Genomic DNA, 25,955 nt, shown 5'->3' with positions numbered 1-25,955 from the left:
TCCATCTCTTATTTACAGTTACTTCCGAGAACGAATGTTGCCGTATACGTCTTACCTAGCGATCCCGAAGTGTTGACTTCAATGCTAACTCCATCTTCTATCGGTGTAACTTTCATCCCGGTATCTGCAGTCAGCAGTGTCAAGTCCGGCTGACGGACTTCAATCGTCACTGTGTTCTGCTGTTGCGTTGGATCGGATATCGCAATTTTCATTTCATCACTGTCTTCCTTCATGATGACAGTGGCAGCGGATGCAGCGCTGATGCTTTCCACCGTATCTGCACTCCAGAAATTCGCCGCGGTGATGCCAAGCTGCTTGTGGCTAACAGCCTGTACTGTTGATGTGTTGCTCAGCACTTCTACTGCTGCTTGTTCACTATAAGCTTGTGTTTGTGCTGCTGTCTTCCCCGGAAGCAACACATATTCGTAACTAGCTTCTAGTGGATTATTCCCATGTTCAAAGGCGATGCTAGCATAGTTGCGCGTCAGCTTCTCTTTCGATTGACCGTGGTTAATGTCATACCAAGAGCCTGTTCTCGCCTCGCGTACGACATGCAATGTAGGCGCAGTCGGGAAGTAATAGCCCATATCTGCACCAGAGCCTGCACGATTGCCTGCCAGGTGCGCCCAGTTTACATCCTTAATCTCCGCTGCGTAATCCAATGCTGCAGGCACCGGTTCACCGTTAATCAAAAATACGTTATCACCGTTGCTATTCAACTTGCGATTATCAACAATCGTTTCTACCGTTTTTGTGGCGGCAGATGTTTTACGAATATCTGTACCGAGGGCAACAATTTCATCATCGAACATAAACCATGATTTCTTGCCGCTTAAATTACTGCCCGTTACTTTCGTTAATGAGAAATCCATGCCGCTTGCGCTATACAAATGATCTAGTGTTGCACCGCCAACATGACTTTTCGTATTGTAATAGTACGCCCATTCGCCCGGCATCTTTCCTTCTCCAGATCCGTCTGTCGTCGTGCCTGGCAAGCGGAAACTATTCACCGTTGCCCAAAATCCATCGCGATATTGCAATAAGTCTTCGTTATAGATATAGGTCATGCCAAGACCGGTATCCCAACCTTTTAAATTTTCTTTGTTGCCCATTTCAAAGGCAGAGATGCGGTCGGAGAACATACTTAGACCCAAAGCGTAGTTCGGACGATGATGGGCAACACGAGCCATACCGTTGAACATATAACTGCGCGTTAACTCGCCGCGCGCTGCAACGCTGTCATCGTTCATCACTTGCTTCAGCAAGATCACGCTATAAATCGGCAAGCCTTTATAGTAATCATCAAAGGTGGTATCCTTGCTTACCCATTCCTTTACCATACTGCGAATATTCGCGCTTATTTCTGGCGGCGCGCCCTCGGCTAACATGGCTAACGCTACAATCGTGCCGCGAGCCGTACCCGATCCGTCTCTCGAAATCCCCCGGCCGTTCACCATATCCATGTACAGCCCTTTGTAAATAACCGGTTCGAATGCATCACTTACCCACTTATAAATGTTAGCCACACGCGGGTCAGTCACAGGCCATGGTGAAGTGTTGAGCAAATACGTGATGTCCGCCGTGCGGCTGAGCCAAACTGCGCCATAGCCAGCAGTGTAAGCGATATTCGAATGCTGCACCAGTGAACCATCTTCATATACACCATCGCCATTCGTGACATAGTTAAATTCTGAACCAATCGAATCCCGTCCTTGCGTAATTTTAGCGCTATTTTTGCCAATTACGCCGCGCAAAGTGACGACAAGCGCTTTGTCCAGCAAATTGCCGCCCGTCTCGATAACGGAGCTATTTTGCACCCGCTTTGTTGGGTTAGGACAATATTTATCAATTGTCCGCATAAAATTGTCTATTTGCTGATCGTTCAACGCATCATACATAAGAACCAAACAATCATTTAACATCTGCGGCGCACCGATTTCAAATCCCCACCAACTGCTGGCGCTGCCGTAAGATAAACGCTCGTTATAGCGCTTGGCGTACATCCAATCCAGAGCGCCTATAATTGCATCCCGCAACTCTTTATTGTGATAGAAACGGGAGGATTCGGTGTTGTAAGCGGTTGCCAACGTTTTAATACGGGTAAACTCACTCACTATATTGTTGGCATGCTGCTCCTTCGTATCGGCGTTATCGACAAGATCTGACCATAAGTATGTGCGGCTGCCATCATCAGCGCGAAGTGTATCGAGATAACCCGTCTTAGCGGCATTGGATACACGATTATCCATCTCAGTTACTAGTGCCTGAATAACGGGGTCAGCAGCGAGGGCAGCGTCCGGAGCTCCAACTAACTTCTGCTTCCAGCGTTCACGCAATTGGTTATAGGCCGCTGCAGTTTCTGCGGATTGTACACCAATATTACTTTGTGCCTTTATCAACTGGTCCTCTGTTGCAACAGTAACTGTTGCTGCACCCGCAGCAACTGCGGTTACATTACCGTCGTTATCAACAGTAGCTACATTCTCATCGCTAGTGCTCCATATTACGTTGGGAGGTAATAGCTCACTTGGAGTGCGGGTTAATGTAAGCGGCTTCGTCTCCCCAACCGTCATCGTCATTGCCGCCGGTTCAAGCGTCAACATCGTTATGCCGTCATACTCCTCCAGCCGAATGTTATCAAACCATACTTTGCCGGTGCAATTTTCCAAAAACAACTCGACAAAAAATTTGGCACCCCCCGCTGGCACCGTTATAAAGACTTGCTGCATTCTCCAATCGTTCGTACCATACACCTTAGTTGAAGCAGGTCCATCGATTAACTTTGTGTTAGCAGCATTCAGCACAGAAGTGCGAAAATAAGCGCCGCTGCCACCTGCAATATTTTCGGTTTTATACCACACTTGCAAGCGGTACGATTTACCTGATTCAACAGGTGCCTTTGCATGAATAGATACCCGACTTGTGCGGGAAGCATCAATCAGCATCGATTGCCGACCACTATAATAAGTAGAGGTGTCAACCGTTACATTTACTGTTTTTTTAGTTGGCTTGCCAGAACCTGCTGGAATCCACGTGTCCCAATGAACAGGTACAGGATTCGTATCCGTATATTGAATCCAAGTACCGCTCGGCGCCGCTGTCATTTCGAAATCACCATTCGGTACGAAATTATCAGCATCCGATGACATCGCCACACCTGTGCCAACAGGCAACAACGTGACTGCTATCGTAACTATTAGTAACAAACTTAGTATCCTTTTCATTTTTCATCACTCCTCCCTCCATCCCTGAGCACCTTACTGCAAAGGCGCCCCTCTTCCCACTATTTACACTTTATATAGCATGGAATATAGAGACGCCCTGTTTCATCGGATTGCTATTTATTATGTTACTTACTAATCGTTACTTGTTCTCTTTCTCATTAATAATCTTCGTTGCTTCTTCAACCATCCATGCTTGTACTTTGTCAATTGGCTCGTTGCTAAGCATAAATTTGCTGAAGCCATCGGCGATAACTTTTGTTAAATCAGCACTCGAAATGGTAAGCACCTTGGAAGCATCCAAATACTTAATATCGTCGCCAAACAGCGTGTACTTTAACGACTCTACATCGTACTTGTCCGTGTTTTTACCGATCATACGCTCCAAAAGTGCTGTTTGATCTGCTTTCTTCCAACCGGAAAACTCTTGTCTATTCATTGAATCTGCTGTAGACATAAAGCGCATCAGCTTATATGCTTCTTCCTTGTGCTTCGTTGTTGCACCCATTGCTAATTGTGAACCGCCAACAAAGTATTTACCGCCCTCATATTCTTTAGGCAAAGCATTCTGTGGAGGCAAAGGAACTGGCGCGAAAGCAGTCACAAAATCATGCGGGTACTGCTCAAGATTACCTGGATCAGGAATCGTGAAGCTGCCTGACATGATCATCGCAGCACTCCCGCCGAAAAATTCACTGCGATAGTTAAGCTTAGCCGCTAATACATCCGCGTACGTTTTCGCTGACTTATCAACACTCTCCATGTCTTTGCGCAGTTGGAAAAAGTACGGATAGGTTGGGTCAGACAGAATTGTGCTGCCATCGTCGTAGCGGAACGGATCTTTCATTACCGTTTGCGCTGGCGCATTCATATACAACTCCCATGTATGGAAGTATGTTCCGTATCGTTTATCTACGCCTTCGCCTTTTGTGAGCTTCTTCGCATAGTCACGATAGTCATCCCATGTCCAGCCGAATTTAGGAACAGGCAGTCCCGCTTCATCCAACGCATCCTTATTGAGCATTACATAGGTATAACCTGATGTATATTGCATCCCGTAATAGTTGCCGTCTACTTGCGGATTTACATAATACTCATCTTCCGCTTTCAAACCTTCTTTATCATAGAATTCATTGAGTGGCATAAATGCGCTGCGAACCGCTCTTTCAACGACCGCTGATGAACTTGGTAATTGAACGACGTCAACTTCATCTCCTGACGAAATAAGAAAGTCTAATTTCTTCAACATTTCTAATGAATTACCCGGAACGAGGACGACATGTTCAACTTTAATACCAGGGTTGGCTGCTTCAAACTCACGCAGCATTGCGTCTGTAGCCCCTTCTTGGGCCTCATTATCCCAGTTATAGTACTTGAGCGTCACTTCCTTCGCCCCCGTACCTGCAGTACCGTTCGATTGTTCCGATTCGTCAGCAGCTTTGTTTCCACAAGCGCTTGTAAACATCATGAATGCCAGCAGTATGCATGTGGAAATAAGAAAATAGCGTTTTCTTTTACTTGCCATGTGCAGCTTCCTCCTAAAATTAATTATCGTATTGTTTTAATTAATCCCTTGTTAGCGCTTACAGCAAGTATATAACGTTTGCAACTTGCTTGCGTGTATAATTTTGTGCTTGTGCGATAACGATTTTGACCTATTAGAAGACGCTAAAGATGTCTACGGATTTATCATGAGTCCGTATTGCTTACCCTTTCACGCCACCAAGGGCAATCCCGCTAATCACTTGTTTCTGCAAAACAATAAACACAATCAGCAGAGGAATAATCGCTGACAATGCCGCCATCATCATAATCGCATCGTTGGTCGTGTAATCATCCCTAAACAATGTCATCCCTAGCGGAACGGTATACAATGATTTCGATTGCAAGAAGATTAACGGATTTTGATAATCATTCCACGACCAGATGAACTTAATAATCGCCACCGTCGCTATCACAGGACGACAGAGCGGAAGCATAATCGAAGTGAAGGTACGCAGATGCCCTGCACCGTCAATTCTAGCCGCTTCCAAAATTTCATCACTCACACCGGCCATAAATTGACGCAACAAGAATGTAAAATAAATCGAAAACATACCCATCAAAATTAGTGCAGCATGGGTGTCGTATAATCCCAGCCAGCGAATAAGCATGAAGCGAGGAATGAGCGTCGCTTGATCAGGAATAATCATCATTGCCAGCAGCATGGCAAATACGAGGTTTCGACCGCGAAATTTTAGCTTCGTAAATGAATAGGCTGCCATCGTTGATATAAGCAGCGAAAGTAAAGTAACGATAATCGCCACTTTCAGCGAGTTCATATAAATTTGACCAAACGGTACCCTTTCCATCCATACGGCCTTAAAGTTATTGACAACGTTGATGGAAGATGGAATCCATTCAATCGGAAAGCGCATCACGTCTTTTTCAAATTTGAATGCCGACGAAACCATCCATAATAACGGAAAGATAAAAAAAATGGACAATATCCCCATTAACACGGTAGCGGTAATTTTAGAAATCTTATTACGTAAGGTTAGCATCCTACTCTCCCTTTCTATTAAAATGATTCTTCTTGACGCATCTTCCACGTTGCCGCTGTAATCAGACCGATAATCGCAAATAACAGCCAGGATATTGCAGATGCATAGCCCATATTGTAGTTGACAAAACCTTCTTGATAGATGCGGAATACAATTACCGTTGATGAATTATCAGGGCCGCCTTCGGTCAAGTACGAAATAATATCGAACACTTTAAATGAACCGATTAGCATCGTAATAAGCAAGAAAAACGTCGTTGGCCGGAGCATCGGGACCGTGATATTGAAAAACTTCTTCATCCCCGTCGCCCCATCAATTTCTGCCGCTTCGTACAATTCTTCGGAAATATTGGACAGTCCCGCCATGTAAATAATAATCGTATAACCGAGCCCTGCCCACGCACTAATAATGGCGACCGAGATGAGTGATGTTTTCGGATCAACGAGCCATTTCGGGGGATTCGATACACCCAGATCCATTAGAAATTGATTGATAGGGCCTAGGGCGTGTACGCAAACTATCGAAATAGCCAAATATCTGGTAAACTTATCCTATGAGAAGACGATATGAGATACGAGATGACCAATGGGAACGACTCAAAGACCTCTTGCCACCGGAACGGAAACCACAGGGTGGACGTCCGGCAATCGATAACCGAAAAATGTTCAATGCCATGCTTTGGGTGATTCGTTCTGGTGCGCCTTGGCGAGACTTGCCAGAGCATTATGGCTCCTGGAGCAGTGTCTACAGTCGTTTCCGCCGCTGGGAGAAAGCAGGCATCTTTGATCGAATGCTAGAGGTTCTGGCTGCCAATCCCGATGACGAAAGTGTTATGCTCGATGCTTCCATCGTTCGTGTTCACCAACACGGCGCGGGGGCAAAAGGGGGCAGCAATTCCAAGCCATCGGACGATCACGCGGAGGCTTAACCAGCAAGATTCATGCCGTTGTAGACGGCCTTGGCAATCCGCTACGCTTCGAAGTAACCGCAGGCAACATCAATGATTGTGTAACGGGTTATGAGATCCTGCAAACCCAAGACATACAAGGTAAACATGTTTTGGCGGATCGCGGATACGATACCGATAAAATCATTGCGCTTTTGGAAGAGAAACTGGCCCATTCCGTCATTCCCAGTAAGAAGAATCGCACGATCCAACGTACAACCGACTGGTGGTTGTATAAAGAGCGTCATCTGGTCGAATGCCTGTTCAACAAACTCAAACATAATCGTCGGCTGGCAACTCGGTACGATAAATTGGCCTGTACTTTTGTTGCCTTCTTAAAGCTGGCCTCTTCCATGATCTGGTTGGCTTAAGGTTTGCATACACGCCCTAGCGAAGGGTGGAATAAAATGCTCCACACGGCTGCCACAGCGATAATCGAGGAAATGTAAGGGATGAAGAATACGACTTTAAAGTAATCTTTAAAGTAGACTTTACTATGAATAACAACCGCTAGCACAAGCGCAATCGCAATCGGCAATGGCACGGTTAACACCGTATACACCAAGTTGTTGTATAATGCCTTCCATATCGTCGGGTCTTGAAATAAATGAATGTAGTTTTGCAAACCGGCAAATTTAATCCCTGATACCCCAGACAATAAATCCCAATCTGTAAAACTTAAATACAACGAAAACCCAAGGGCAAATACATTAAGCATCAACATGCCCACAATTTCCGGCATTAAAAACAGCCAGCCAACCAATGCTTCCTTTCTCCGTGGCGACCAAAATTTCTTCACTACGCGCTCCGCCTGTTGCTTTGGGAGCTGATAACTTGATTTTGTCTCTTCCACTTAGGATGTCACCTCAGCTTAATAATTTGTTGACTTCATCATAAGCGGCAGACAAGGGAGAACAAAGGATGGATTATGACCTTGTGTGGGTAAAATTTTGACCTTTGTCGTGTAATGAAACATGCAATCGAGTTGACTAAAGAGGAGTTATATAGGCGCTATCATTTAGATGAATGCCTTGATGGGATAAGCCGGACATGGAGAGATCTGGATCACTCGAAAAAGCGGCTGATGAAGAAGCGAGGAATTAGATATATTCACATTGGGAAGTCGTTGTCCATCTCTTTTTGCTTGATCCTCTCACTCGAAACATGAAAAAGCCTGTAGCTGGAAAACATTGCCGCTACAAGCTTAAATCGAGATGGAGCAATTGCTCGAAGAAGCCAATCTGCTAATCTACCAGCATCTAACCCCGGGAGCCACCGGATCCCTTAATGCTAAATTCATTCCAGATCGAATCCTGTTCTGTGCAGTCAAAAGAATGTGGACCAGCGAGACGAAGTCCCCAACCCGAAAATCATTATCCAGAATCGGATTATGGTCGTAACCTGCAGCGCCTGTCCTTCGTACTGGACTTCGTATGCCTGGGTCTGGCCAATAAAGACGCCCTTGTCCACCCGTTCCGACATGCGAGCTGGCTTCGGCGAGTGACACCCCTCCGGGCGGATAACGACGGTGACCCAATTCTGCGACAGAGGCTCCGTGCGTTTCACCAACAGATCGCCGGAGGCGGTCGATCATACAGCCGTCTCCACGCTCTTCACCGTGCCATCGATGAGGTTGGCGCTACCGATGAAGTCGCCGACGAACTTCGTTAAACACCCGAAAGCCCACATTTCGTCTTTAATAGATAAAATGTAAACAATTGTTTGATTCATGGTCGTTTAAATGGTAAAATATAGGTGGTAAATCATTGAAAAATGGGAGAAGGTGCGTATAGGGTGGCACAAGTATTGTCCATTGGGGAATTAATACAACGCTACAGACATAATAGGGACATGACTTTATCGCAATTAGCTGAAGTGACAGGCTTACATAAAGGAACGATATCAAAAATCGAAAACGGGGACGTTAAAAGGCCGGAATATATGACCATCCGTCCGCTTGTAGACACATTACAGATACCATTAGAGACTTTGGTCGAACTGCACATTACTGTGGAAAAGAGAGCAGACACCCTCCTTTTCGTGTTGCAGGACGTGATTCAGCATTCGGGTACTGCCGAGCTGGTTACCAAAGTAGGGAGAAAAGTTTTAGAACCCCCTCTCGACGATAGTCACGCTTTGGTGGAAAGGCTTTATGACTTCGTGGGCCACGTGGAAAATAAGGAGATTAAATTAGCCCTGTATCAAGTCATCGTTGACTACTCTCGGGATCACGGCATCATGCCTTTTTTGGCTAGGGGGTTATTCCAGGTATACTTAATCGAACGGGATGACTTTACTCGGATGCGGGATACATACGATAGTTACAAGCATATCGTAATGTATGCAGATTTTTTGAGCGCGGAAGACCGCATCATGTTCTATTACAAGCTGGGTATTCACGCATATAATTTATTTCTATATCCGAAAAGCATCGAGCTTGCCCTTCATGTGATTCAGGAAGCTAAGCCTGATAATGAATACTACGCTCACGCTCTTGGTATACTGAGAAGCGCATACTTTCGTATTGGGGATTACGAAAAAAGTGAATATTACAATCATCTCTACTCGAAATATGATGCCCCTTACATCAAAGAAAATGTTATGCTAACGAACGCATTGCTTAATGCGAAAAGGGGAAAGACAGATGTAGCGGTATCCCAGTTGAACTCACTATTAGAAACTTGCGATCAGGGTCTAGCTCTGTCAGTTTTGAATCAATTAATGGATATATATCTGCAAGAATGCCGACTGTTTGAAGCTGAAAAAACTCTTTCTTACCCTATCGACCCCCAACAAATCAGCCATAACAATCCTAACCTGATTTCACAACTGGCTGAATATTATTATCATCGAGCAGAATATTTTATTACAGTTTGCGACATCCAAAAAGGAGTATCAGATCTACAAAAAAGTGCATGGTACTTCTCTAAGGTTAATGATATTGACAATGAAAAAGAAGGCATAACAAAAATAGATAATTTACATGCTACACTGTTAGCCAAAGTCAAGGAACTTAAACAAAAATTAATCCACATTGCTAATCAAAAAGGCAAACTTACCGATGATGAAGTCGTTCAGATTAGCCAACAGTTAGATATTTACATACTTGAACTGCAAAAGTACGAAGTTAGAGTGAATAGTAGACACAGATTGTCCTATAATAGCACAAGGTGAGCTAAGTCAAAGGCACACAGTTGAAATTGGGAAGGATGAGTTTTCAAAAAAGGTGATAGAATCAATCCCAACCATGAATAATTACATTAGCATTAAAGAAGACACGTTCTTCCTTGACCCTGCTGCAAAAAATGTTGCTGAGCCTAAAATTTATGAGCATAAATCTACATTGGTTACCAGTTCCATATTACGAAGTCACAACTAATCCGTGACAACCAACGATTAGTAATTTATGTAAGTTTATGTTACCATAGGGTAAAACATAAAGGGTGAAGGGGAGTGAATTTGATTATAACTGAACAGTTAATAATAACCCTGTCCTTTCTCTTGTTTTACGCCTTGATAATTGCACTGGTGGTTCACTTTTTTCTGTGAAAATCCAAACGCACTCATGAACGATTATCGTCTTTAAAAAGCTGCAGTTTTCTGAGAAATGACCATAAGATGCCCGGTCCACCTTCTTTGAAGGGGCCTTGTTTAAAATCGCTATGTTTCGTCAATGCTGTAAGGTTAGTTGATCTGCATGAGTGGTGCTTGTGGTCCACCTTCGATGTAAATTTGTTTGTTCTTCAGCATGTGGTAAGCAATGATAAGTATCTTACGTGAAATGGCAATGCAAGCTTTTTTCTTTCCTCGTCGTGAAGCAATCTTCCAGAACTTTGTTGCCAAGACCGTGTTTCGTGAGCGAGCGATTGCCCAAGACGCTTCGCATAGTGTCACTTTTGCATGAGGATTGCCTTTTACGCTTTTTGTACTTTTTTTTTGCCTGCACTCTCGTGGTTGCCGGGTGCTACGCCAGCCCAAGAGGCAAGGTGATCTGCGGATGGAAATTGCTCCATATTGGCCCCGATTTCTGCAAGGAGTGCTGCAGCTGTTCGTTCGCTAACACCTGGAATGGTCTGAAGCAGTTCGTACTCCGTCCGATAGGGCTCCAAGTGATCGTTAATTTCGGCTTCCAACCGAGCAATGGACTTCTCTAAGTATTCGATATGCTCCCAACAATCTTTAATCAATCGAATTTGATGCGGGGTCATCGTGCCAAAAAGAGAGTCAGTAACTTCACTTTTTTTGTTCTTGATCGAACCCTTGACGCTCGCTTCAACATCTTCCGCGTCAACGTAACCTTTTTCGATTAAGCGTTGCAGCAAACTGCGCCCGGATACACCGAATACGTCTGAGATGACACTGCCTAGCTTGACGTTACCTGCTTCAAGATACTTCTGGATTCGGTTTTTCTCCGCTGTTAGGGAGCCGATTCGTTTTTTTCGAAGTCGGCAGAGGTCCCGTAGCTCCCTTAAGTCCTCGGATGGCACAAAGCTGGGCTCAATTAGACCGACTCGAAGCAGCTTCGCGATCCATTCGGCATCACAAACATCCGTCTTGCGGCCAGGAACATTCTTAATGCGCTGCGCATTCGCCAGTACGACGGTGAAGTAGCCTTCAAGTATGTTGTAGACAGGTTTCCAGTAGATTTCCGTGCTCTCCATTGCGATGTGTGTAACGCCTTGGGACTCCAGGTACTTAAGCAGTTCGAAAAGATGTTTGGTCATCGTTCCAAAGCTTCGGATCTCGCTGTGGGCCTCCCCCGCAGCATCTGTGGTCATCACACAAACGACGATTGTCTCTTGGTGAACGTCCATTCCAGCACAGCGTTCAAGCAATACTTCCATCTTGGCTTCCCTCCATAACTGAAATGCATGACGGCGGATGAATTCGAGCTTGAGCATTTTTCTGTTCGCGGTTCTCTGATTGGGCATACAGAGCCAGCACAGGTTTGTACACAGAACTCATCCTCAACAGTTTATTTGTCGGGGTTACACCACCATTAAAAAGAACGTGTTTCGCGTCATGTAGTAGCAGTATGGGAAATAGGTCCGACCACTAAACCCTCGCTATTTTCATGCTAGGTTTGCGAACGAGAGTTCATGAATGTTTATTTAGGAAGAACATTCTATTGCGAAACTATATCTTTCTAGGAATAGCAACAGCCGCAGTTTTGGTCTCTTACTATACAACATTGTTTATAGATACGGACAACATTATTCATTCTTTATTGTTAACGGTGATATTATTCGGACTTATTCTACAGCAAATAAGACTAAAGAAAAAGCTTAATAAGTAACTGGTTAACGGAACTTTAAACACTACTGACTGTATAAAGGCTGTTTATATACCACCACCAAAAAACTTATTGGCTAATTTAATCGGGAGAGTTAAAAAGAACAAAACAGTTCAGAATCATTGCGTAAGCGTGTCTTAGTTTGGGAAAAGACGGAAACAACCAATAAGACGATGAGAAGATTGAGAAGGAAAGGAACTGTCGAGGGACAAGAACATGTCTCAACAATTCAGTACCCAGCAGGCCAGCGGCAAAGCAGAAAAACAATTTAATTTATGGCTTAACACTTTAAAGCCTTAACGTAATATTTCGTAAAATCCGGTTTGGCCGTAGCGCTTATGAAGGACGATTATATCGAGCTATGAAAGACCGTATCCGTCTTCTTTGTGTACCTTCGAATGTGTCTCCTGAAGGGAGTCGTGTGAATGATGTTTTTCGAAGGGAGTACTATGACGTGTGGCGTCATCTGTAGCCGCCCAGGTTAATGTGTATGCGTTGGGTTACATCTAAGACTAGGTACAGTTCATGAAACGATCAAGTTTGAGAGAAATGTAATCTAAAATTTAAAGGCAAAGCCATATTGTGTTTTGTCTTTTTTGTTACAATCTTAAAATGGATGAAATGTAAACAAATGTTTGTCTTGTGCATAGTTATATGGTAATATATAGGTGGTCAATAATTTTGCATTGCTGAAGGAGTGAGATTGTGAGTACCGTTGCTACGAAACCAATGAGCTTGGGGGAGCTGATACAGTACCATCGGCAGAGGAAGGAAATGAGCCTTTCTAAGCTCCTAGAAGCGGTCGGCGTTGACAAGGGCAGCTTGTCGAGAATTGAAAACGGCGAGGTTAAGCGCCCTGATTTTCAATCCATTTTGTCCATTGCTGCTGTATTAGGCATTCCCCATAATGACATCGTAGAATAGTACATCGAGATTGGGCATAAGTCGGAAGTCATTTACTCTATTTTAAAGAACGAACTAAAAACACTTGAGCATCCTTCGCTGATACTTAAAATCGCCGAAAAGTTTCTTGAATCGCCAAATGAAGACAGCCTGTTCTTAGTAGGTAAGTTGTATCGCGATATCGACTCCATCGAAAATAACTCCATCAAACTCTCATTATATGACCTCATCATTGACTACTCACGTTCCCACGGAATCATGCCTTACATTGCTAAATGCATGTACCAACGATACCTGATTGAAAGAAATGATTTCAGCAGATTGAAGGAAACATACCAAAATGGAAAGCATATTATACATTATGCTGATTTCTTGTCGTCTGAAGAACGGTTGAGCTTGTACTATAAATTGGGTATCCATGCATACACTTTGAGTCATCATAACGAATGCATTGCTTATTGTAAGGAAGTGCTGAAAGCCGGGGGACATTACAAAGCAGATGCGCTTGGTGTCCTTATAGATGCGTATTTTAGCATAGGGGCATATACAGAATCAGAGTTGTATTTGCTACAATATAAAAATTTTTCTTATCCGAATACAAAAGAAAATGTCGTCATTATGGATGCTTTTTATGCGACTAGAAAGGGAGATGTAGGGAAAGCAGAAGAATTGCTTACAGCATTTCTTAGGACGTGTGATAACGCATTAATCATCCCTGCGACTAAACAACTTATTCAATTGTACTTACTCCAAAACAATCTTGAAGCGGCCAAAACTATTGTCGAGGATGGTAGAGAACTCGAAATCCTTATAGACGAAAGAAATCCACTAGCTTGTGCTGTGTACGCTGATTATCTTCGAGTCAAGGGAGAATATTATTTGGTTGCGGGTGACATAGACAAAAGTATTACAAATATAGTGGAATCTTCCTTTTGGTATTCCAAAGTAAATGATCCAAAGGAAAAAGAAGCTCTCAATACCGCTATGCATATCCATTTAACGAACCACGTTTCACCTCAGTTTACGCTAGAAAAGTTAAGCAATTACTACAAACGGAGCGTTAAAGAATTGGAGGGATTAGCGTGAGAAAAAAATTTAGTAAATTGGTTTTTAGCGCCCTTCTTGTTTCAGCTTTTATTTCCGAGGCAGTAGTCCAGTTTACGGGTGGCTCTGGAGTTATCCATCCGTGGTAGGTAGAATAAAGAGCAGCACTAAAAAGGTGTTGCTCTTTATTCATTTTCGACATTACATTGACTGACTGATTGACTACTTGTCCAGTAACAAAATAGTCCGAACTATGGCATGACGTTGAAGTCAGAACAGAAGGACGTTTATCGCAAATAGTTCGTATTGTGATGGTATAGATGGTAACACGCAACTACAAACTTTTCCGTTCTGTAACACGTCACTATGGACTTTTGCGAAAAGCGAAGTTGAAGAAAGCCTCCAATTTATCAAACGCTATTGAGCCGTTCATAACGTGCAAATACGAACTAAATCGAGTAATTCCGTAATGAATGTTATAGAGGTTCGGAATTAGGTGGAACTGGACAATTCAATTAAGCTGATTGGGGTTATTTCTTATTTTGAATGACACTATTTCACAAAAGCCGTATTGTGTACTATAGTCTTTATCAAGAATTTTGATCTTGACTGACCTTGACCTTATACGGAATACCCTCCTCTTTTAAAAGAGGGTGTTTTTTTCTAAGGTGTCGGAGAGTCCGTCCTTGCTATAAACGAAATTAGGTTAAATGTAGCATAAATTAGAAACACTATTACAATCGTCCAAACAATCTTTTTCTTTTTTGATTTCTTCTTTTTGTCTTTATCGTCCATATGAACACCTCCTGTAATCAGTATATAAAACAACGAGCGACTTTATGAATCATCGCTCGTTGTTTGATGTCTATTAGAATCTCATGAATTTATACAATTCCTTCGTTATCAGTTTTCCGATGCCTTCAAAGATAAGGTAATAGGATAAATCCCCATAAATATTAGCATGGCCGCCAGTCTTTTTATCATTCACAATCGCATGGGATTTTTTGTCGTTATGTTCCCATGATTGTCCCGGATGCACTCCGTACAAACCACTATCCGTTTTAGGCGTACCAACAATTTTATCATCCTTGTCGTATTCAGCAATAACATATGCTTTCATCCAAGAGACTTTTTGGTCATTCCATGTTGTTTCATGGACAACCGTCCTGGTCTCTGAAAATGTTTGAACAGGGTTTGTTTTTTGGGTTTCAACAATCGTGGCGTTTTGTGGAGCAGTCAAGTCATTGAAGTAGTTCAACAGCGCCGCATACTCATCGAGCGAGTTTACAATAATAGCCCCGTTGTCCGGTGAGTGCAATTTGTTTACTTCTTGCGTTGGCGCGGCTGCCGAGAAGCCCGTTGCTCGATCCACTTCTAAAGCAGAGTTGAATTTACCTGCATATTTCGTGAAATACTCAGGAGGCACGATATCACGTACAGACACCTGCTGTTGTGATAAAGAGATTGACCCCTTAGTTGGAGTCGCTGCCGCTTCTGCCCCCGCAGAGAGCGCAAATACGTTGAACATCATAGCACAAGCAAGAACAACTTTCCAAGTACGATTTTGTTTCATTTTGAAACTCCCTTCGTTATTTGAATTGTTCATCTTGCCTCAACCTGATGCCTCCAATATTGTAACATAATGCCTTGGGTCTAACAACATATATGCACCATATTATGTTATTTAGAGGTAGAATTTAAAAAATTCAAAAATAGAGAGGACGCCTCCAAGTCATGTTTCTTGATCCAATCTAGATAAACCAATCCACTCTGTCTAGCAATCAATCTCCCATATTCTTTTACAGTCTTACGATCTTCTCTGTAGCTGACTAGAGACATTCCATTCGGAACTTTACCTATAATCCACGGCGCTCTTTTAAAGTCAAAAAAGTGTGCCTCTTGGCCGATAGATATATCTATCACAGCTCCATCGAACTCAAGCCAAGCATGTAGACCAATATGTTCTTTCCCTAATACCTTCCAAATGGATTGTCTTTCGCGGCAAATATGAGTGTAGTAGCCTTGACACAAAGAAATGTTAGTTACATTAGCAATCTTATCATTATACAGTAAAGTATAGAGAAGAACAGATAGATAAATATACTGTCCTCCTTTACATTCCCATTGAAGGATTTCTTTCAGGACTACTTGGAGTGGTTACAGTCTTTACAGGCTCATTTATTAAGTTTTGAACCCGGACTGCTGCTTTTTCCCGACGTATGCGCATATTCATTCCGGGTTAGGCAGAATCTAATGAAAGGCATGAAAGCCTATTTTACTCGTTAAGAAAACAGACCATAAACACAGGCAGGTGAACGTTATGGCAGAAAAAAATATTTTGGCCTATTTTAAAAGTCCGGAAGAAGCCGAAAGTGTGTCCAAGAAGCTGCAGGCGCTGCATGTCGTGGACATGTCAATTGATCGTTTCAGCATGTATCCAGCCAGTGATTCATACGGTTCGCCGAATCTAACCGGCAGTATGGGCAGTTTAACCTCCGTGACCTTCGGGGACACGCTCGGAGGTGATTCCACCAACGTTCTAGCTGCTACAAATGTATCGGCAAGCGGAATGAGTGACGGGGGGCAGGGTGGACCCACCGGAAGGGATATTTTGCTGACTGTTGTGGTGGAGGAGGAATCTTTTGACAAAGCCATGAGAATTATTGAAGACGCGGGCGGTATGGTGTAACGGTAAACGTCAAATAAGCCCCACCTAGCGGTCAGTGAAGTGCCCCTGTCAAGTAGACAGGGGAAAAACAAAAAATTAGTCTATTTCCCTCAGTTCAATTTAACAGAACTGAGGGTTTTCTTATCGTTATACAACTCGTCGATATTGGTTGGGTGACAAGCCATTTAGACGTTCGTAAGCGTCAAGCAACTGGAGATGAACCTGTTTAACGAAGCCGAAGCAACCGCTCCGCCTGAGACGGAGCCCGAGAAGGAAGCCATCACGTATAAACGCCGCAAAACGAGCGGCAAACGTGATGCAGATCTCTCCAAGCTGCCGGTGGAAACCGTGACTACGTTTGTTCGTTGTTAAGATGCCCGAATGTTTACAACAACTTGCTTGTACAATCAAAATTCCCATATCGGGTGTATCCCTCACAAAAGTTAAAAAAGCCTGTAGCCAGCAAACATTGCCGCTACAGGCTTATATGTGACGAAATATTCTCACCTAATAAGCATTAATTCTTATCTCAAGTACCCATCCAGGGGGACTATCGTCTTCTACGAGCAGCGGCTGTAACCGCAGTTCGCGCAGGTCTTGCAGCCCTCGACGTTCAGGAGCGAGGCGGTGCCGCAGGACGGGCACAGGTCGCGCGAGGCCGATGCGCTGCCGCTCTCCTTCAGCCCGATGACCGGGGCCTCGATCGTCGCGGCGATCGGAGCCGGGTCCGCCTCGGCGCCGAGTCCGAGCGCTTCCTGCTGGTGAATCTCCAACGCCTTGGCTACCGCATCGGCAATCGACTCGACGCGGTTGGCGCCGAAGCCGATCGCGCCGGAGCCGCCGATGCCCTTCAGGTGCTTGATGAGCAGCTCGACCTTGTTGCCGTGATCGCCGTAGCGGAGGAACAGCGAGCAGACGCGGCCGAGCGCTTCCGCCATCGCGAACACATCGGAACCGGCCTTGCCCACGTTCAGGAAAATCTCGCCCGGAATGCCGTTCATATCATTAATCGTAATATAAGCCATGCCGAACGGCGTATTCACCTTATAAGTCGCGCCGCGCAGTACTTGCGGACGGCGCTTGTACACATTGCCGCCCCCGCCGTTGCTCGGCGCGACTGCCTGTGCGGTCGCCGGAGCAGCCGGCGCTTCTGCCGCCTCTTCCGCCAGAGCTCCGGCTTCGGCCTGGCAAGCTTGCCCGTCTTCCTTGTTGTCTCCCTTGTCGGTCGACAGAACCTGGACGTCGCGGCTGCCGTCGCGGTAGATCGTCACGCCCTTGCAGCCGAGATCGAAGGCCAGCTCATACAGCCGCTTCGTCTCTTCCACCGTGAAGTCGTTCGGGCAGTTCGCCGTCTTCGAGATCGAGCTGTCCACCCAGCGCTGGATCGCCGCCTGCGCACGGATATGATCCTCGGCGGACAGATCCATCGCCGTAATGAAGTAATCCGGCAGCTGCTCGCCCGGATGCGCGTCCATCCATTCCTGCGCGATCGGCACGAACTGCTCGTCGAAGCCGAGGCGGCTTTGCCGGAAATATTTGAAAGCGAAGTACGGCTCGATGCCGGTCGAGGTGCCGACCATCGTGCCAGTGCTGCCCGTCGGCGCCTGCGTAATGACGGTCACATTGCGCATGCCCTGCCGGCGAATCGCTTCGCCGACCTCCGGATACACCTCGAGCATGTTCTTCATGAAGCCGCTCTGGAGGTACGGCTCGGTCTCGAATGCCGGAAACGCGCCCTTCTCGCCCGCGATCTCCGCCGACGCGAGATACGATTCGCGCGCGATGAAGCCGAACAGCTTATCGAGGAATTCAAGCGATTCCGGGCTGCCGTAGCGGATGCCCAGCTTGATCATCAGCTCGGCCAAGCCCATCGATCCCAAGCCGACGCGGCGCTCGTTCTGCTGGTTCTCTTTATTTTTGTCGAAATGATAAGGGGTCTTGTCGATCACGTTGTCCAGGAAACGCACCGCATAGCGCGTCACGGTCGACAGTTCGTCCCACGCGACATCATGCTTCTCCTCGTCATAGAACTTGGACAGATTGAGCGCGGACAGATTGCAGACGCCCCAGGCCGGCAAGCCCTGCTCCCCGCACGGATTCGTGCAGATAATCGGGTTGAAATACCAGCTGTTCGACATCTGGTTGTAGTATTCCATGAACACGACGCCCGGCTCGGCCGATTTCCAGGCCGACTCGATAATCGTATGCCAGATTTCCCGCGCTTTCACGGTGCGGTAAGGAATGACCGCTTTTCCGGCCTGCTTCCATTTTTCGAGGTCTCCGTCCCACAGCTCGTCATACTCCGGATCGGACGTATCCGGGAAGACCAGCTCCCAGTCTAGATCTTCCTTGACCGCCTTCATGAAGGCATTGCTGACACAGACGGACAGATTGGCGTTCGTCACCTGGCCCATCGTCTGCTTTACCGTAATGAAATCGACGACGTCCGGATGCCAATCGTTCATCATTAGCATGAGCGCGCCCCGTCGGCTGCCCCCCTGCTCGATCAGTCCGGTCGTATAGCTGAACAAGCCGCCCCAGGAGACGGCGCCGCTGGAGGAGCCGTTGACCCCGCGCACGATCGCGCGCCGCGGGCGAAGCGACGACAGGTTAATGCCGACGCCCCCGCCACGGGCCATAATCTCGGTCATCTCCGACAATGTCTCCATAATGCCGCCGCGGCTGTCCTTCGGCGAAGGGATAACGTAGCAGTTGAACAGGGTCAATTCCTCGCTTGCCCCGGCCCCTGCCGCGATGCGGCCGCCAGGGACGAGCTTCCAGTCGTCCAATATATAACGGAACTTTTCCGTCCATTCCTGTTGTTTTTCCGGGGTTGGTTCTACCGATGCCATCGCAGCCGCCAGCCGATCCCACATTTCTTCCGGCGTCTTCTCTATCGTCAAGGTCAGCTTCTCAATCGTGGATTGAACCAGCTCTCCGCTTCGCAGCTTGACAGAGACGAAGCGGCCGTCGCGCGCTACCACTTCTCCGACTTCCTTCGCCGGAAATTTCGGATCGTCTTTAGTCAGTACCAGGACGACATCCCCTACTTTGGTGTTGTTCGTGTCCGCATCCTTCCATGCGTACCGATCCAGAAATATTTTCTCGCTCAAGCCTTCCAAGCGGTGCTTATGCCCCGTATTCAAAAGAACACAACCTCCTATATATTGATCGCTACTTGAATGATTACCACCGCACACGACAATTGAAGGATTGTACAATGTATGTATTTTCCACAATATATTGTGTGCGAAAATCATTGTACTATACTATATATAGAATTTCTAATAAGAAAAAAGGAAATATGGCGAATGGATGTGAACCGGGGAACACCATGCTTCGTTTTTCTCTAGCAATCTCTCTATTTTGTCTCTTGCTTTTTCCGGAGAAAGGCATTCCTCCCCCTGCTCCCGTCCCTCTTGCAGGCTCCTCGATCTCCGTCTTGCAGCGGTTATGAAAGCCTGCAATAACGTCCATACTACCTCTATAGAGGAGGTCGAGAGGATGAACAGACATCAGCAGCCGAATGATGGCCTTGCCGGTCCGCAGCCATCGGCCCTGGCCGGCCCGGTCAGCCCGGTTAGCGGCCCGATCATGCGCTCCGACGCGCATTCCTGGCCGCTGTCCTCGTCCGCGGCATCCGGATCGCTGCCTATCGTGACGGATCGCGGCTGGCTGGAGGAACTGTCGGCCCGCATCGACAAGAACGGCCCCTGGGATGACTGGACGCTGTTCCAGTTGGCCTATGAAGCGGAGCAGGCCAAGCGCATTCGCGCGTTCGACGAGCTGCAATGCCTGACCCACATTACGAACGTAGAACCGCTTCCCCATCAAGTAGAGACGGCCAAGAAGGTGCTGCACGAGATGCGCGGCCGCGCGATTCTGGCCGACGAGGTCGGACTCGGCAAGACGATCGAAGCCGGACTCGTGCTGAAGGAATATTTGATTCGCGGGCTCGTCAAGCGCGCCCTCATTCTCGTCCCCGCCTCCCTGGTGCTGCAGTGGGTGCGCGAGCTGCACCACAAGTTCGGCATCGCGGCGGTGGCCCAGAAGAAAAAATATCAATGGCAATCCGACATCGTCGTCGCCTCGATGGATACCGCCAAGCGCGATCCGCATAAATCGATCCTGATGGAGCAGGAATACGACATGCTTATCGTCGACGAGGCGCATAAGCTCAAAAACCGCAAGACGACCAACTACCAGTTCATTCAGCATTTGCGCAAAAAATATTGCCTGCTGCTGACAGCCACGCCGGTCCAGAACGATATGAACGAGCTGTACAATCTGATTACCCTGCTGAAGCCGGGACAGCTTGGCGGGCAGGGCGAATTCAGCAGCAACTTCGTCGCCGACAAGCGTCTTCCGAAGAACGAGGGCCAGCTTCAGGGCGAGCTGTCCAAGGTGATGGTGCGCAATCGGCGCGGCGAGGGCAGCGTGCAATTCACGCGGCGCATCGTCCGCAATGTGCCCTTGACGCTGTCCCCGGACGAGCAGGCATTATACGAAGGGGTCACCCGCTTCATCAAGGAGCAGTACCAGATGAACGGCCGCGATATCGGCAGCATGTTCTCGCTGATTACGCTCCAGCGGGAAGTGTGCTCCAGCCGCGACGCGGTCTTCCTGACCCTCGTCAACCTCGCCAAGAAGCTGCCCGAGGATTCCCCGATCCGCGATCATATCTGGGATCTGGTCGATCTGATCAAGGCGATTACGTCCAACACGAAGGCGGAGGCCGCCATGGACATTATCCGGCAGACGAATGAGAAGGTGATCGTGTTCACCGAATACCGGGCGACGCAGGAATATTTGCTGCAATACTTCCGCAAGGCCGGCATCGTGGCGGTGCCGTACAGCGGCGGCATGAACCGGGGCAAAAAGGACTGGATGATGGATCTGTTCCGCGGCCGCGCCCAGGTGATGATCGCGACCGAGGCCGGCGGCGAGGGCATCAATTTGCAATTTTGCCACCATATGATCAATTTCGACCTGCCCTGGAACCCGATGCGCGTCGAGCAGCGAATCGGGCGGGTGCACCGCCTCGGCCAGATGAACGACGTGCGCATTTACAATTTATCGACCCGCGGCACGATCGAGGAGCATATTTTGAACCTGCTGCATGAAAAGATCAATATGTTCGAAATGGTCATCGGCCGGCTGGATATGATATTGGAACGGTTCGAGAAGCAGGACTCCCTGGAAAAGAGCCTGACCCGCATTCTGCTGGAAGCGGGCAGCGACGAGGAGATCCGCCATCATGTCGAGCATCTCGGAGAGTCGCTGAACGCCATCCGCGCGGAAGTGGAAGCCGAAACGGACGATGAGCGGAAGGCCGCGATCGGACAACTGCTGGACCAGATCAGTACGGAAGCGGAGGCTTGACATGATGAACACCGAGCAAGTGCGCGGCTATGTGCTGCGCTATTTGGAGGCGACGGACTGCCACATTCTCGAGAAGTCGCCGGCCCATGTGACCGTGAAGCTGTCCGAGCGCGCCGATCGCGTGCTGACGAACCGCCCCTATTATTGGGGCTTCATCGATCGCACGGGAGCGGAGGCGGAGACGATGCGCTTCACGTTCGTGTTCGATCCGGCCGCGATGCCGCCGGAGCCGCCGCGCGCCGTCTCCTATGGATCGGCGCCTGCCCCGGGGCCGGCCGCGCCGGGTGGCGGGACCGGCCCGCTTGCCGCCGCCGGAGCCGCCCCGCAAGCGGCGCCCGGCGAGTCCGTGCTCGGGCGCTACTTCGGCGTGGCGCCCGCATTCACCGGCGGCGGGGGCGGCCCCGGGCGCATCCCGCGCGACGATGTCACGTACGGGAGCAAGCGCCTCGAACAAATCATGCAGGCGGCCCATTCCGAGGGCCGCTTCGTGCAGCTGTTCGTGGAGCCGCCGGCCGCCGGCGGCGTTCGCGGAGCTCGCCGCGTGAAGCAATCCGCCCCGTACGAGACGTGGCTGCTGCTCAACTTCAAGCTGGAGTTCGCCTGCGACCTGAAGCGCGAGGAGATCCATTCCTATGGCATCTCGCTCGCCAGCGGCAGGATGCGCCTCGATTACATGGAGGAGGTGCTGCGGATGGACGTGACGCCGAAGCTGCCGCCCCATGTCCATGTTCTGCCGTGGCGGCTGTCGCTGCCGGCGGCAGTGTCCCATGTGGAGGAGCACCTCGCCGAGGTCATCGCCGGCCATGACGACACGTGGGCGCGCGAAGCAAGCGTCCGGCTGGAGGAGGAATTGAGCCGCCTCGCTTCCTACTATGAGCCGCTTATCCGCGAGGCGGCCCAACAGCCGGGCCGCATGCGCCAAGAGGAAGCTCCCGCTCCGCCTCCAGGCGGGGAGGAAGAGGCGCGGCCCATGAGCATCGAGGAGCAATACGAGGTGCGCCAGGAGGAAGTGCGGTGGCAGTTCGAGCCGCGAATTCAAGTAAGTCTCATTAATGGCGGGCTCGTTCATGTGCCCATGATCCAGTAGCGAGGTGCTGAGGAGCGGCCAGCGCGAGACCGTCATGGAAGCCGTGAGTTTCTGACAAGGTACCGTGCAAAGGCAGCGGCAAGGTTCCTGTTCCTCAGCCTTCCGCTTCCCCCGGGCCTTGTCAGATTCTCGGAGCGGGATGTCCGCGGCGGTCGGCTATAATGCGCGGCCAATTGCCATTTTGCGGCAAAAATAGAACCGGCTTCGCAAGACGTGTCATTCCCTGTTCCGACAGCCTTTTTATAGCTTGTCCCTTACAATGAAATGGTTGAAACCTGGCGCTGGACGGGTAATAACGTATACATATACTGGACCGGTGCACGGCACCGCAAGAACACGGCAAGCCTATTGGAATGTCATAGCCAAGAGAGGTGTTGGAGATGCAAAATACGCCTTGGTGGACAAGATTGGCCAGTCTGATGACGACGGCGGCGCTGACCTCGCTCGCCGCGGGAGGAGTCACGTTCGCGTTGTTGGCCGCGTCGGATTCGCTGTACCCGCTTCGCGGCGAACAGCCTCCCGTCATCTTGCCGAAGGCGCAGTCCGCTTCTGTCGAACCGAAGGAAGCGCACGGACGCCGCTATTCGGTGATCCTGATTGGAATAAGAAGCGCAGCGGAACACCATCATCCAGGGGGCAGGCTCGCGAGAAGCATGCAGGCGGAATCCGTGCGGGACATCGCGGACCGTTACAAGCGGCAATTGGCGAAGAACGAACCGTTCACCGACTGGAGCGAGGCCGGACTGGAGACGGTTCCGCTCGGTCCCGGGATGCACGGATGGCTCGTGCGCGTCATAGCGGGCCAGGAGCAGATTGGATATATGATTCTGGAAGCGACTGAGCAGGGCGAGATCCGGCTCGCGGAATATGGGCGCGGCAGCGCCATGCCGTATCAGGAGACGACCTTGCATCAAGCGCTGGCCCATCGGCTGCAAGCCGAAGAGGCGGCCTCTTCGGCGGGCAAGGACGTATTGGCCGATATTGAGCCCTGCTTCTTCGACCCGCTGCTAACGGTGTGGCGTCTCGAATGGAGCAGCGGAGCGGTGGAATGGCTTGATGCGCAGACCGGAGAGCGGCTGCCTCCTTCCTTCAAGCCGGAGCGGCTGGCGTCGCCGTGGAGCAAGGAGCTTCGGGCGGTCATGGCCTCCAGCGGGGCCCCATCGACGGAGGATGCCGTACCTGCCCTCCTCCTGGAGGGCGTTCCCGGGCGGGAAGAGACCCGTTCCCTGACAAGCCGCGAAGAGGGAGATGCGGTTCCGGGCCCGAGTTCCTACCGGGATCCGTTCGACCCGTACCACAATATTTTGTGGATGGCCCGGCACCCTCAGCTTCGCAAGCCGGAATCCGGAGCACCGAACGACTACAAGACGAAGCGGTGGGTCTATGTGCAGCAGCGTGCCGGGCTCGATATGAAGATGCCGTTCGCCTATATCGGAATCCAGCGATGGGAGCCGGCCGGAGATGCTGCCGCTGAGGCTGAATCCAACTATGTTATTATATCCAGCTCCGATATGGGAGCGATGCGCTGGATTCCGGCGGAAGACGCGCTTGCGAACGGATACTTCATCCCGCAATCCTAATCCTGAATATCGGCATACAAAAAGGCACTTCTCTGCCATCAAGAGTGTGCCTTTTCATCTTGCGGAGACCGCGGTCCTTTGCGCCAGCGCATCAGCTTGAGACGGGCCGCCCGGCGCAGGAACGGCTGCCCCGCCTGCCTCCACTTCCCTGCCCACATCTGCACGCTGAACGGCACCATGCCGAACCACTTCGTCTGCCACGGCTCCTTGGCCCGGTTTTTGCGCTCCAATCTGCGTTCGCGCCGGGCCTCGACAGGGGTGTCGATATAAGTGACAAACTGCTGCGTAATATATTTGATCAGGTCCTGACCTTTGGCCATGGCGGCCACCTCCATCCTGTCCCTGATGGATGTTAGTGTGCCCCATTCCCTGCCCGGCCAAACGCGCCAGCCTCGGAATGAAGCGCTGTCATATTGCGCACGATAAGGACAATCGATTCCATACAATGAAGGTGGTTCACGCGATATGCCTAATTTCCTGTGGTCCCGTAGGACAAGGCGATGGCTGCATGCCATCATAGCGATGCTTATAGGCGTGTCATTCCTGCCCCTCCCTGCCTGCGCGCAGCAGGAGGCGGCCAGGAATGCCCATATTCCTGAACCGGTCGGCGCTTGGCCGGCTCCTGACAGGCCCCCGGTCTACAGCGGCGCGTTTCCTTCCCCGCACGTGCTGATCGATGCGGGACACGGCGGCATTGACGGGGGAACGAGCTACGGGGAGATTTTGGAGAAAAACATCAATCTCGCTATTGCCCGCAAGCTCTATTTATTGCTGAAAGCGCGGGGCGTCCAGGTCATTCTTAACCGTACCGGCGATTATGCCCTAAGCGATGACAACCGGTGGTCAGCCGTACGTTCGCGCCATTCCAAGGACTTGGCGCACCGGAAGCAGCTGAGTCAGGAAGTGCCCGTATCGATGTTCGTCAGTCTTCATGTCAATTGGTCGAAGCGCTCGAAGGCGACCGGTCCGCTTGTCCTGCATCAGAACGAAGGCCGAAGCCGCTTGCTGGCTTCCCTCATTCAAGATTCATTGAATCCGCTCTTCTCGACGAGCACTCTTCCCAAGCATGGGAAGACGTACTACCTGCTGAATCACGTCGATCGGCCGGCTGTCATCGTGGAGTTGGGCTATCTGAGCAATCCCCGGGATCGCCAAATGTTGACCGATCCGCGGTCGCAGACAGCGATTGCGGCCCGGCTCTGTGATGCGATCGTGCATTATCACGCCATATATTGACTGCAAAGCGCCGGGAGGATGATTTCCTTCCGGCGCTCGCTTTGCACAGGAT

16 protein-coding genes and 3 pseudogenes are annotated in these 25,955 nt (G+C 49.1%); 9 read left to right on the top strand and 10 right to left on the bottom strand.

Features of this window, described 5'->3' with window-relative positions; all coding sequences use genetic code 11:
* Positions 1 to 8: 8 nt before the first annotated feature.
* The 4 genes and pseudogenes from OCY70_RS21900 to OCY70_RS21885 form a co-directional block, all read right to left on the bottom strand.
* On the bottom strand, positions 9 to 3,224 hold the full coding sequence (locus OCY70_RS21900) for a polysaccharide lyase family 8 super-sandwich domain-containing protein (RefSeq protein WP_213430641.1): 3,216 nt from the start codon (positions 3,222 to 3,224) through the stop codon (positions 9 to 11).
* 139 nt (positions 3,225 to 3,363) lie between these two features.
* On the bottom strand, positions 3,364 to 4,746 hold the full coding sequence (locus OCY70_RS21895; RefSeq protein ID WP_213430640.1) for an ABC transporter substrate-binding protein: 1,383 nt from the start codon (positions 4,744 to 4,746) through the stop codon (positions 3,364 to 3,366).
* Between the two features lie 181 nt (positions 4,747 to 4,927).
* Positions 4,928 to 5,764 (bottom strand): carbohydrate ABC transporter permease, encoded by an 837-nt coding sequence (locus tag OCY70_RS21890; protein WP_261945168.1) that lies wholly within the window; start codon positions 5,762 to 5,764, stop codon positions 4,928 to 4,930.
* Between the two features lie 17 nt (positions 5,765 to 5,781).
* Positions 5,782 to 6,270, bottom strand: a pseudogene (locus tag OCY70_RS21885) (carbohydrate ABC transporter permease); the annotation flags it as partial.
* Positions 6,271 to 6,317: 47 nt separating this feature from the next.
* Between OCY70_RS21885 and OCY70_RS21880 the strand changes: the two are divergent.
* A protein-coding gene (locus OCY70_RS21880) for an IS5 family transposase (protein WP_249725711.1) occupies positions 6,318 to 7,081 on the top strand; the annotation gives its coding sequence in 2 pieces (ribosomal slippage) (positions 6,318 to 6,654 and positions 6,654 to 7,081; 765 coding nt in all).
* Between the two features lie 8 nt (positions 7,082 to 7,089).
* Here the strand turns inward: OCY70_RS21880 and OCY70_RS21875 are convergent.
* Together OCY70_RS21875 and OCY70_RS21870 are read right to left on the bottom strand one after the other, a co-directional pair.
* Positions 7,090 to 7,509, bottom strand: a pseudogene (locus OCY70_RS21875) (carbohydrate ABC transporter permease); the annotation flags it as partial.
* Positions 7,510 to 8,036: 527 nt separating this feature from the next.
* Positions 8,037 to 8,276: a hypothetical protein gene (locus OCY70_RS21870; protein WP_213431385.1), complete on the bottom strand. Its 240-nt coding sequence runs from the start codon at positions 8,274 to 8,276 to the stop codon at positions 8,037 to 8,039.
* 228 nt (positions 8,277 to 8,504) lie between these two features.
* Between OCY70_RS21870 and OCY70_RS21865 the strand changes: the two genes are divergently transcribed.
* The gene (locus OCY70_RS21865) at positions 8,505 to 9,884 is read left to right on the top strand and encodes a Spo0E family sporulation regulatory protein-aspartic acid phosphatase (protein ID WP_213431384.1); all 1,380 of its coding nucleotides are present in this window, start codon (positions 8,505 to 8,507) and stop codon (positions 9,882 to 9,884) included.
* Between the two features lie 510 nt (positions 9,885 to 10,394).
* Here OCY70_RS21865 and OCY70_RS21860 read toward each other — a convergent pair.
* Positions 10,395 to 11,554: pseudogene (locus tag OCY70_RS21860) on the bottom strand (IS110 family transposase).
* A gap of 1,154 nt (positions 11,555 to 12,708) precedes the next feature.
* Here OCY70_RS21860 and OCY70_RS35830 point away from each other — a divergent pair.
* The gene (locus OCY70_RS35830) at positions 12,709 to 12,927 is read left to right on the top strand and encodes a helix-turn-helix domain-containing protein (protein ID WP_306433940.1); all 219 of its coding nucleotides are present in this window, start codon (positions 12,709 to 12,711) and stop codon (positions 12,925 to 12,927) included.
* A 375-nt stretch (positions 12,928 to 13,302) separates the two neighbouring features.
* Positions 13,303 to 13,992 (top strand): hypothetical protein, encoded by a 690-nt coding sequence (locus tag OCY70_RS35825; RefSeq protein WP_306433941.1) that lies wholly within the window; start codon positions 13,303 to 13,305, stop codon positions 13,990 to 13,992.
* Positions 13,993 to 14,818: 826 nt separating this feature from the next.
* Here OCY70_RS35825 and OCY70_RS21850 read toward each other — a convergent pair.
* Positions 14,819 to 15,556, bottom strand: a complete 738-nt coding sequence (locus OCY70_RS21850) for a hypothetical protein (RefSeq protein WP_261948795.1) — start codon at positions 15,554 to 15,556, stop codon at positions 14,819 to 14,821.
* A gap of 714 nt (positions 15,557 to 16,270) precedes the next feature.
* On the opposite strand from OCY70_RS21850, the gene OCY70_RS21845 reads away from it, so the two are divergent.
* Positions 16,271 to 16,639: a hypothetical protein gene (locus OCY70_RS21845; protein ID WP_006675789.1), complete on the top strand. Its 369-nt coding sequence runs from the start codon at positions 16,271 to 16,273 to the stop codon at positions 16,637 to 16,639.
* Positions 16,640 to 17,178: 539 nt separating this feature from the next.
* On the opposite strand, the gene OCY70_RS21840 is transcribed toward OCY70_RS21845, so the two are convergent.
* On the bottom strand, positions 17,179 to 19,764 hold the full coding sequence (locus OCY70_RS21840; RefSeq protein ID WP_213428719.1) for an adenosylcobalamin-dependent ribonucleoside-diphosphate reductase: 2,586 nt from the start codon (positions 19,762 to 19,764) through the stop codon (positions 17,179 to 17,181).
* 358 nt (positions 19,765 to 20,122) lie between these two features.
* On the opposite strand from OCY70_RS21840, the gene OCY70_RS21835 reads away from it, so the two are divergent.
* From OCY70_RS21835 to OCY70_RS21825, 3 genes are all read left to right on the top strand, one after another.
* A complete protein-coding gene (locus OCY70_RS21835) occupies positions 20,123 to 22,000 on the top strand; it encodes a DEAD/DEAH box helicase (protein WP_373871465.1) in 1,878 nt (625 codons plus the stop codon).
* 4 nt (positions 22,001 to 22,004) lie between these two features.
* On the top strand, positions 22,005 to 23,087 hold the full coding sequence (locus OCY70_RS21830) for a YqhG family protein (RefSeq protein WP_213428780.1): 1,083 nt from the start codon (positions 22,005 to 22,007) through the stop codon (positions 23,085 to 23,087).
* A gap of 380 nt (positions 23,088 to 23,467) precedes the next feature.
* On the top strand, positions 23,468 to 24,667 hold the full coding sequence (locus tag OCY70_RS21825) for a phospholipid phosphatase (RefSeq protein ID WP_249725192.1): 1,200 nt from the start codon (positions 23,468 to 23,470) through the stop codon (positions 24,665 to 24,667).
* Between the two features lie 38 nt (positions 24,668 to 24,705).
* On the opposite strand, the gene OCY70_RS21820 is transcribed toward OCY70_RS21825, so the two are convergent.
* Positions 24,706 to 24,987 carry a YqzE family protein gene (locus OCY70_RS21820; RefSeq protein ID WP_213428721.1) on the bottom strand — a complete coding sequence of 94 codons (282 nt, stop codon included), beginning with the start codon at positions 24,985 to 24,987 and terminating at the stop codon, positions 24,706 to 24,708.
* 202 nt (positions 24,988 to 25,189) lie between these two features.
* On the opposite strand from OCY70_RS21820, the gene OCY70_RS21815 reads away from it, so the two are divergent.
* Positions 25,190 to 25,903, top strand: a complete 714-nt coding sequence (locus OCY70_RS21815) for an N-acetylmuramoyl-L-alanine amidase (protein ID WP_213428782.1) — start codon at positions 25,190 to 25,192, stop codon at positions 25,901 to 25,903.
* The last annotated feature ends 52 nt before the right edge of the window (positions 25,904 to 25,955 follow it).

Source organism: Paenibacillus melissococcoides (assembly GCA_944800085.1).
GTDB classification, from domain to species: domain Bacteria; phylum Bacillota; class Bacilli; order Paenibacillales; family Paenibacillaceae; genus Paenibacillus_B; species Paenibacillus_B melissococcoides.
Note: the sequence above shows the minus strand (reverse complement) of the source record. Positions and strands in the feature narration are given on the sequence as shown.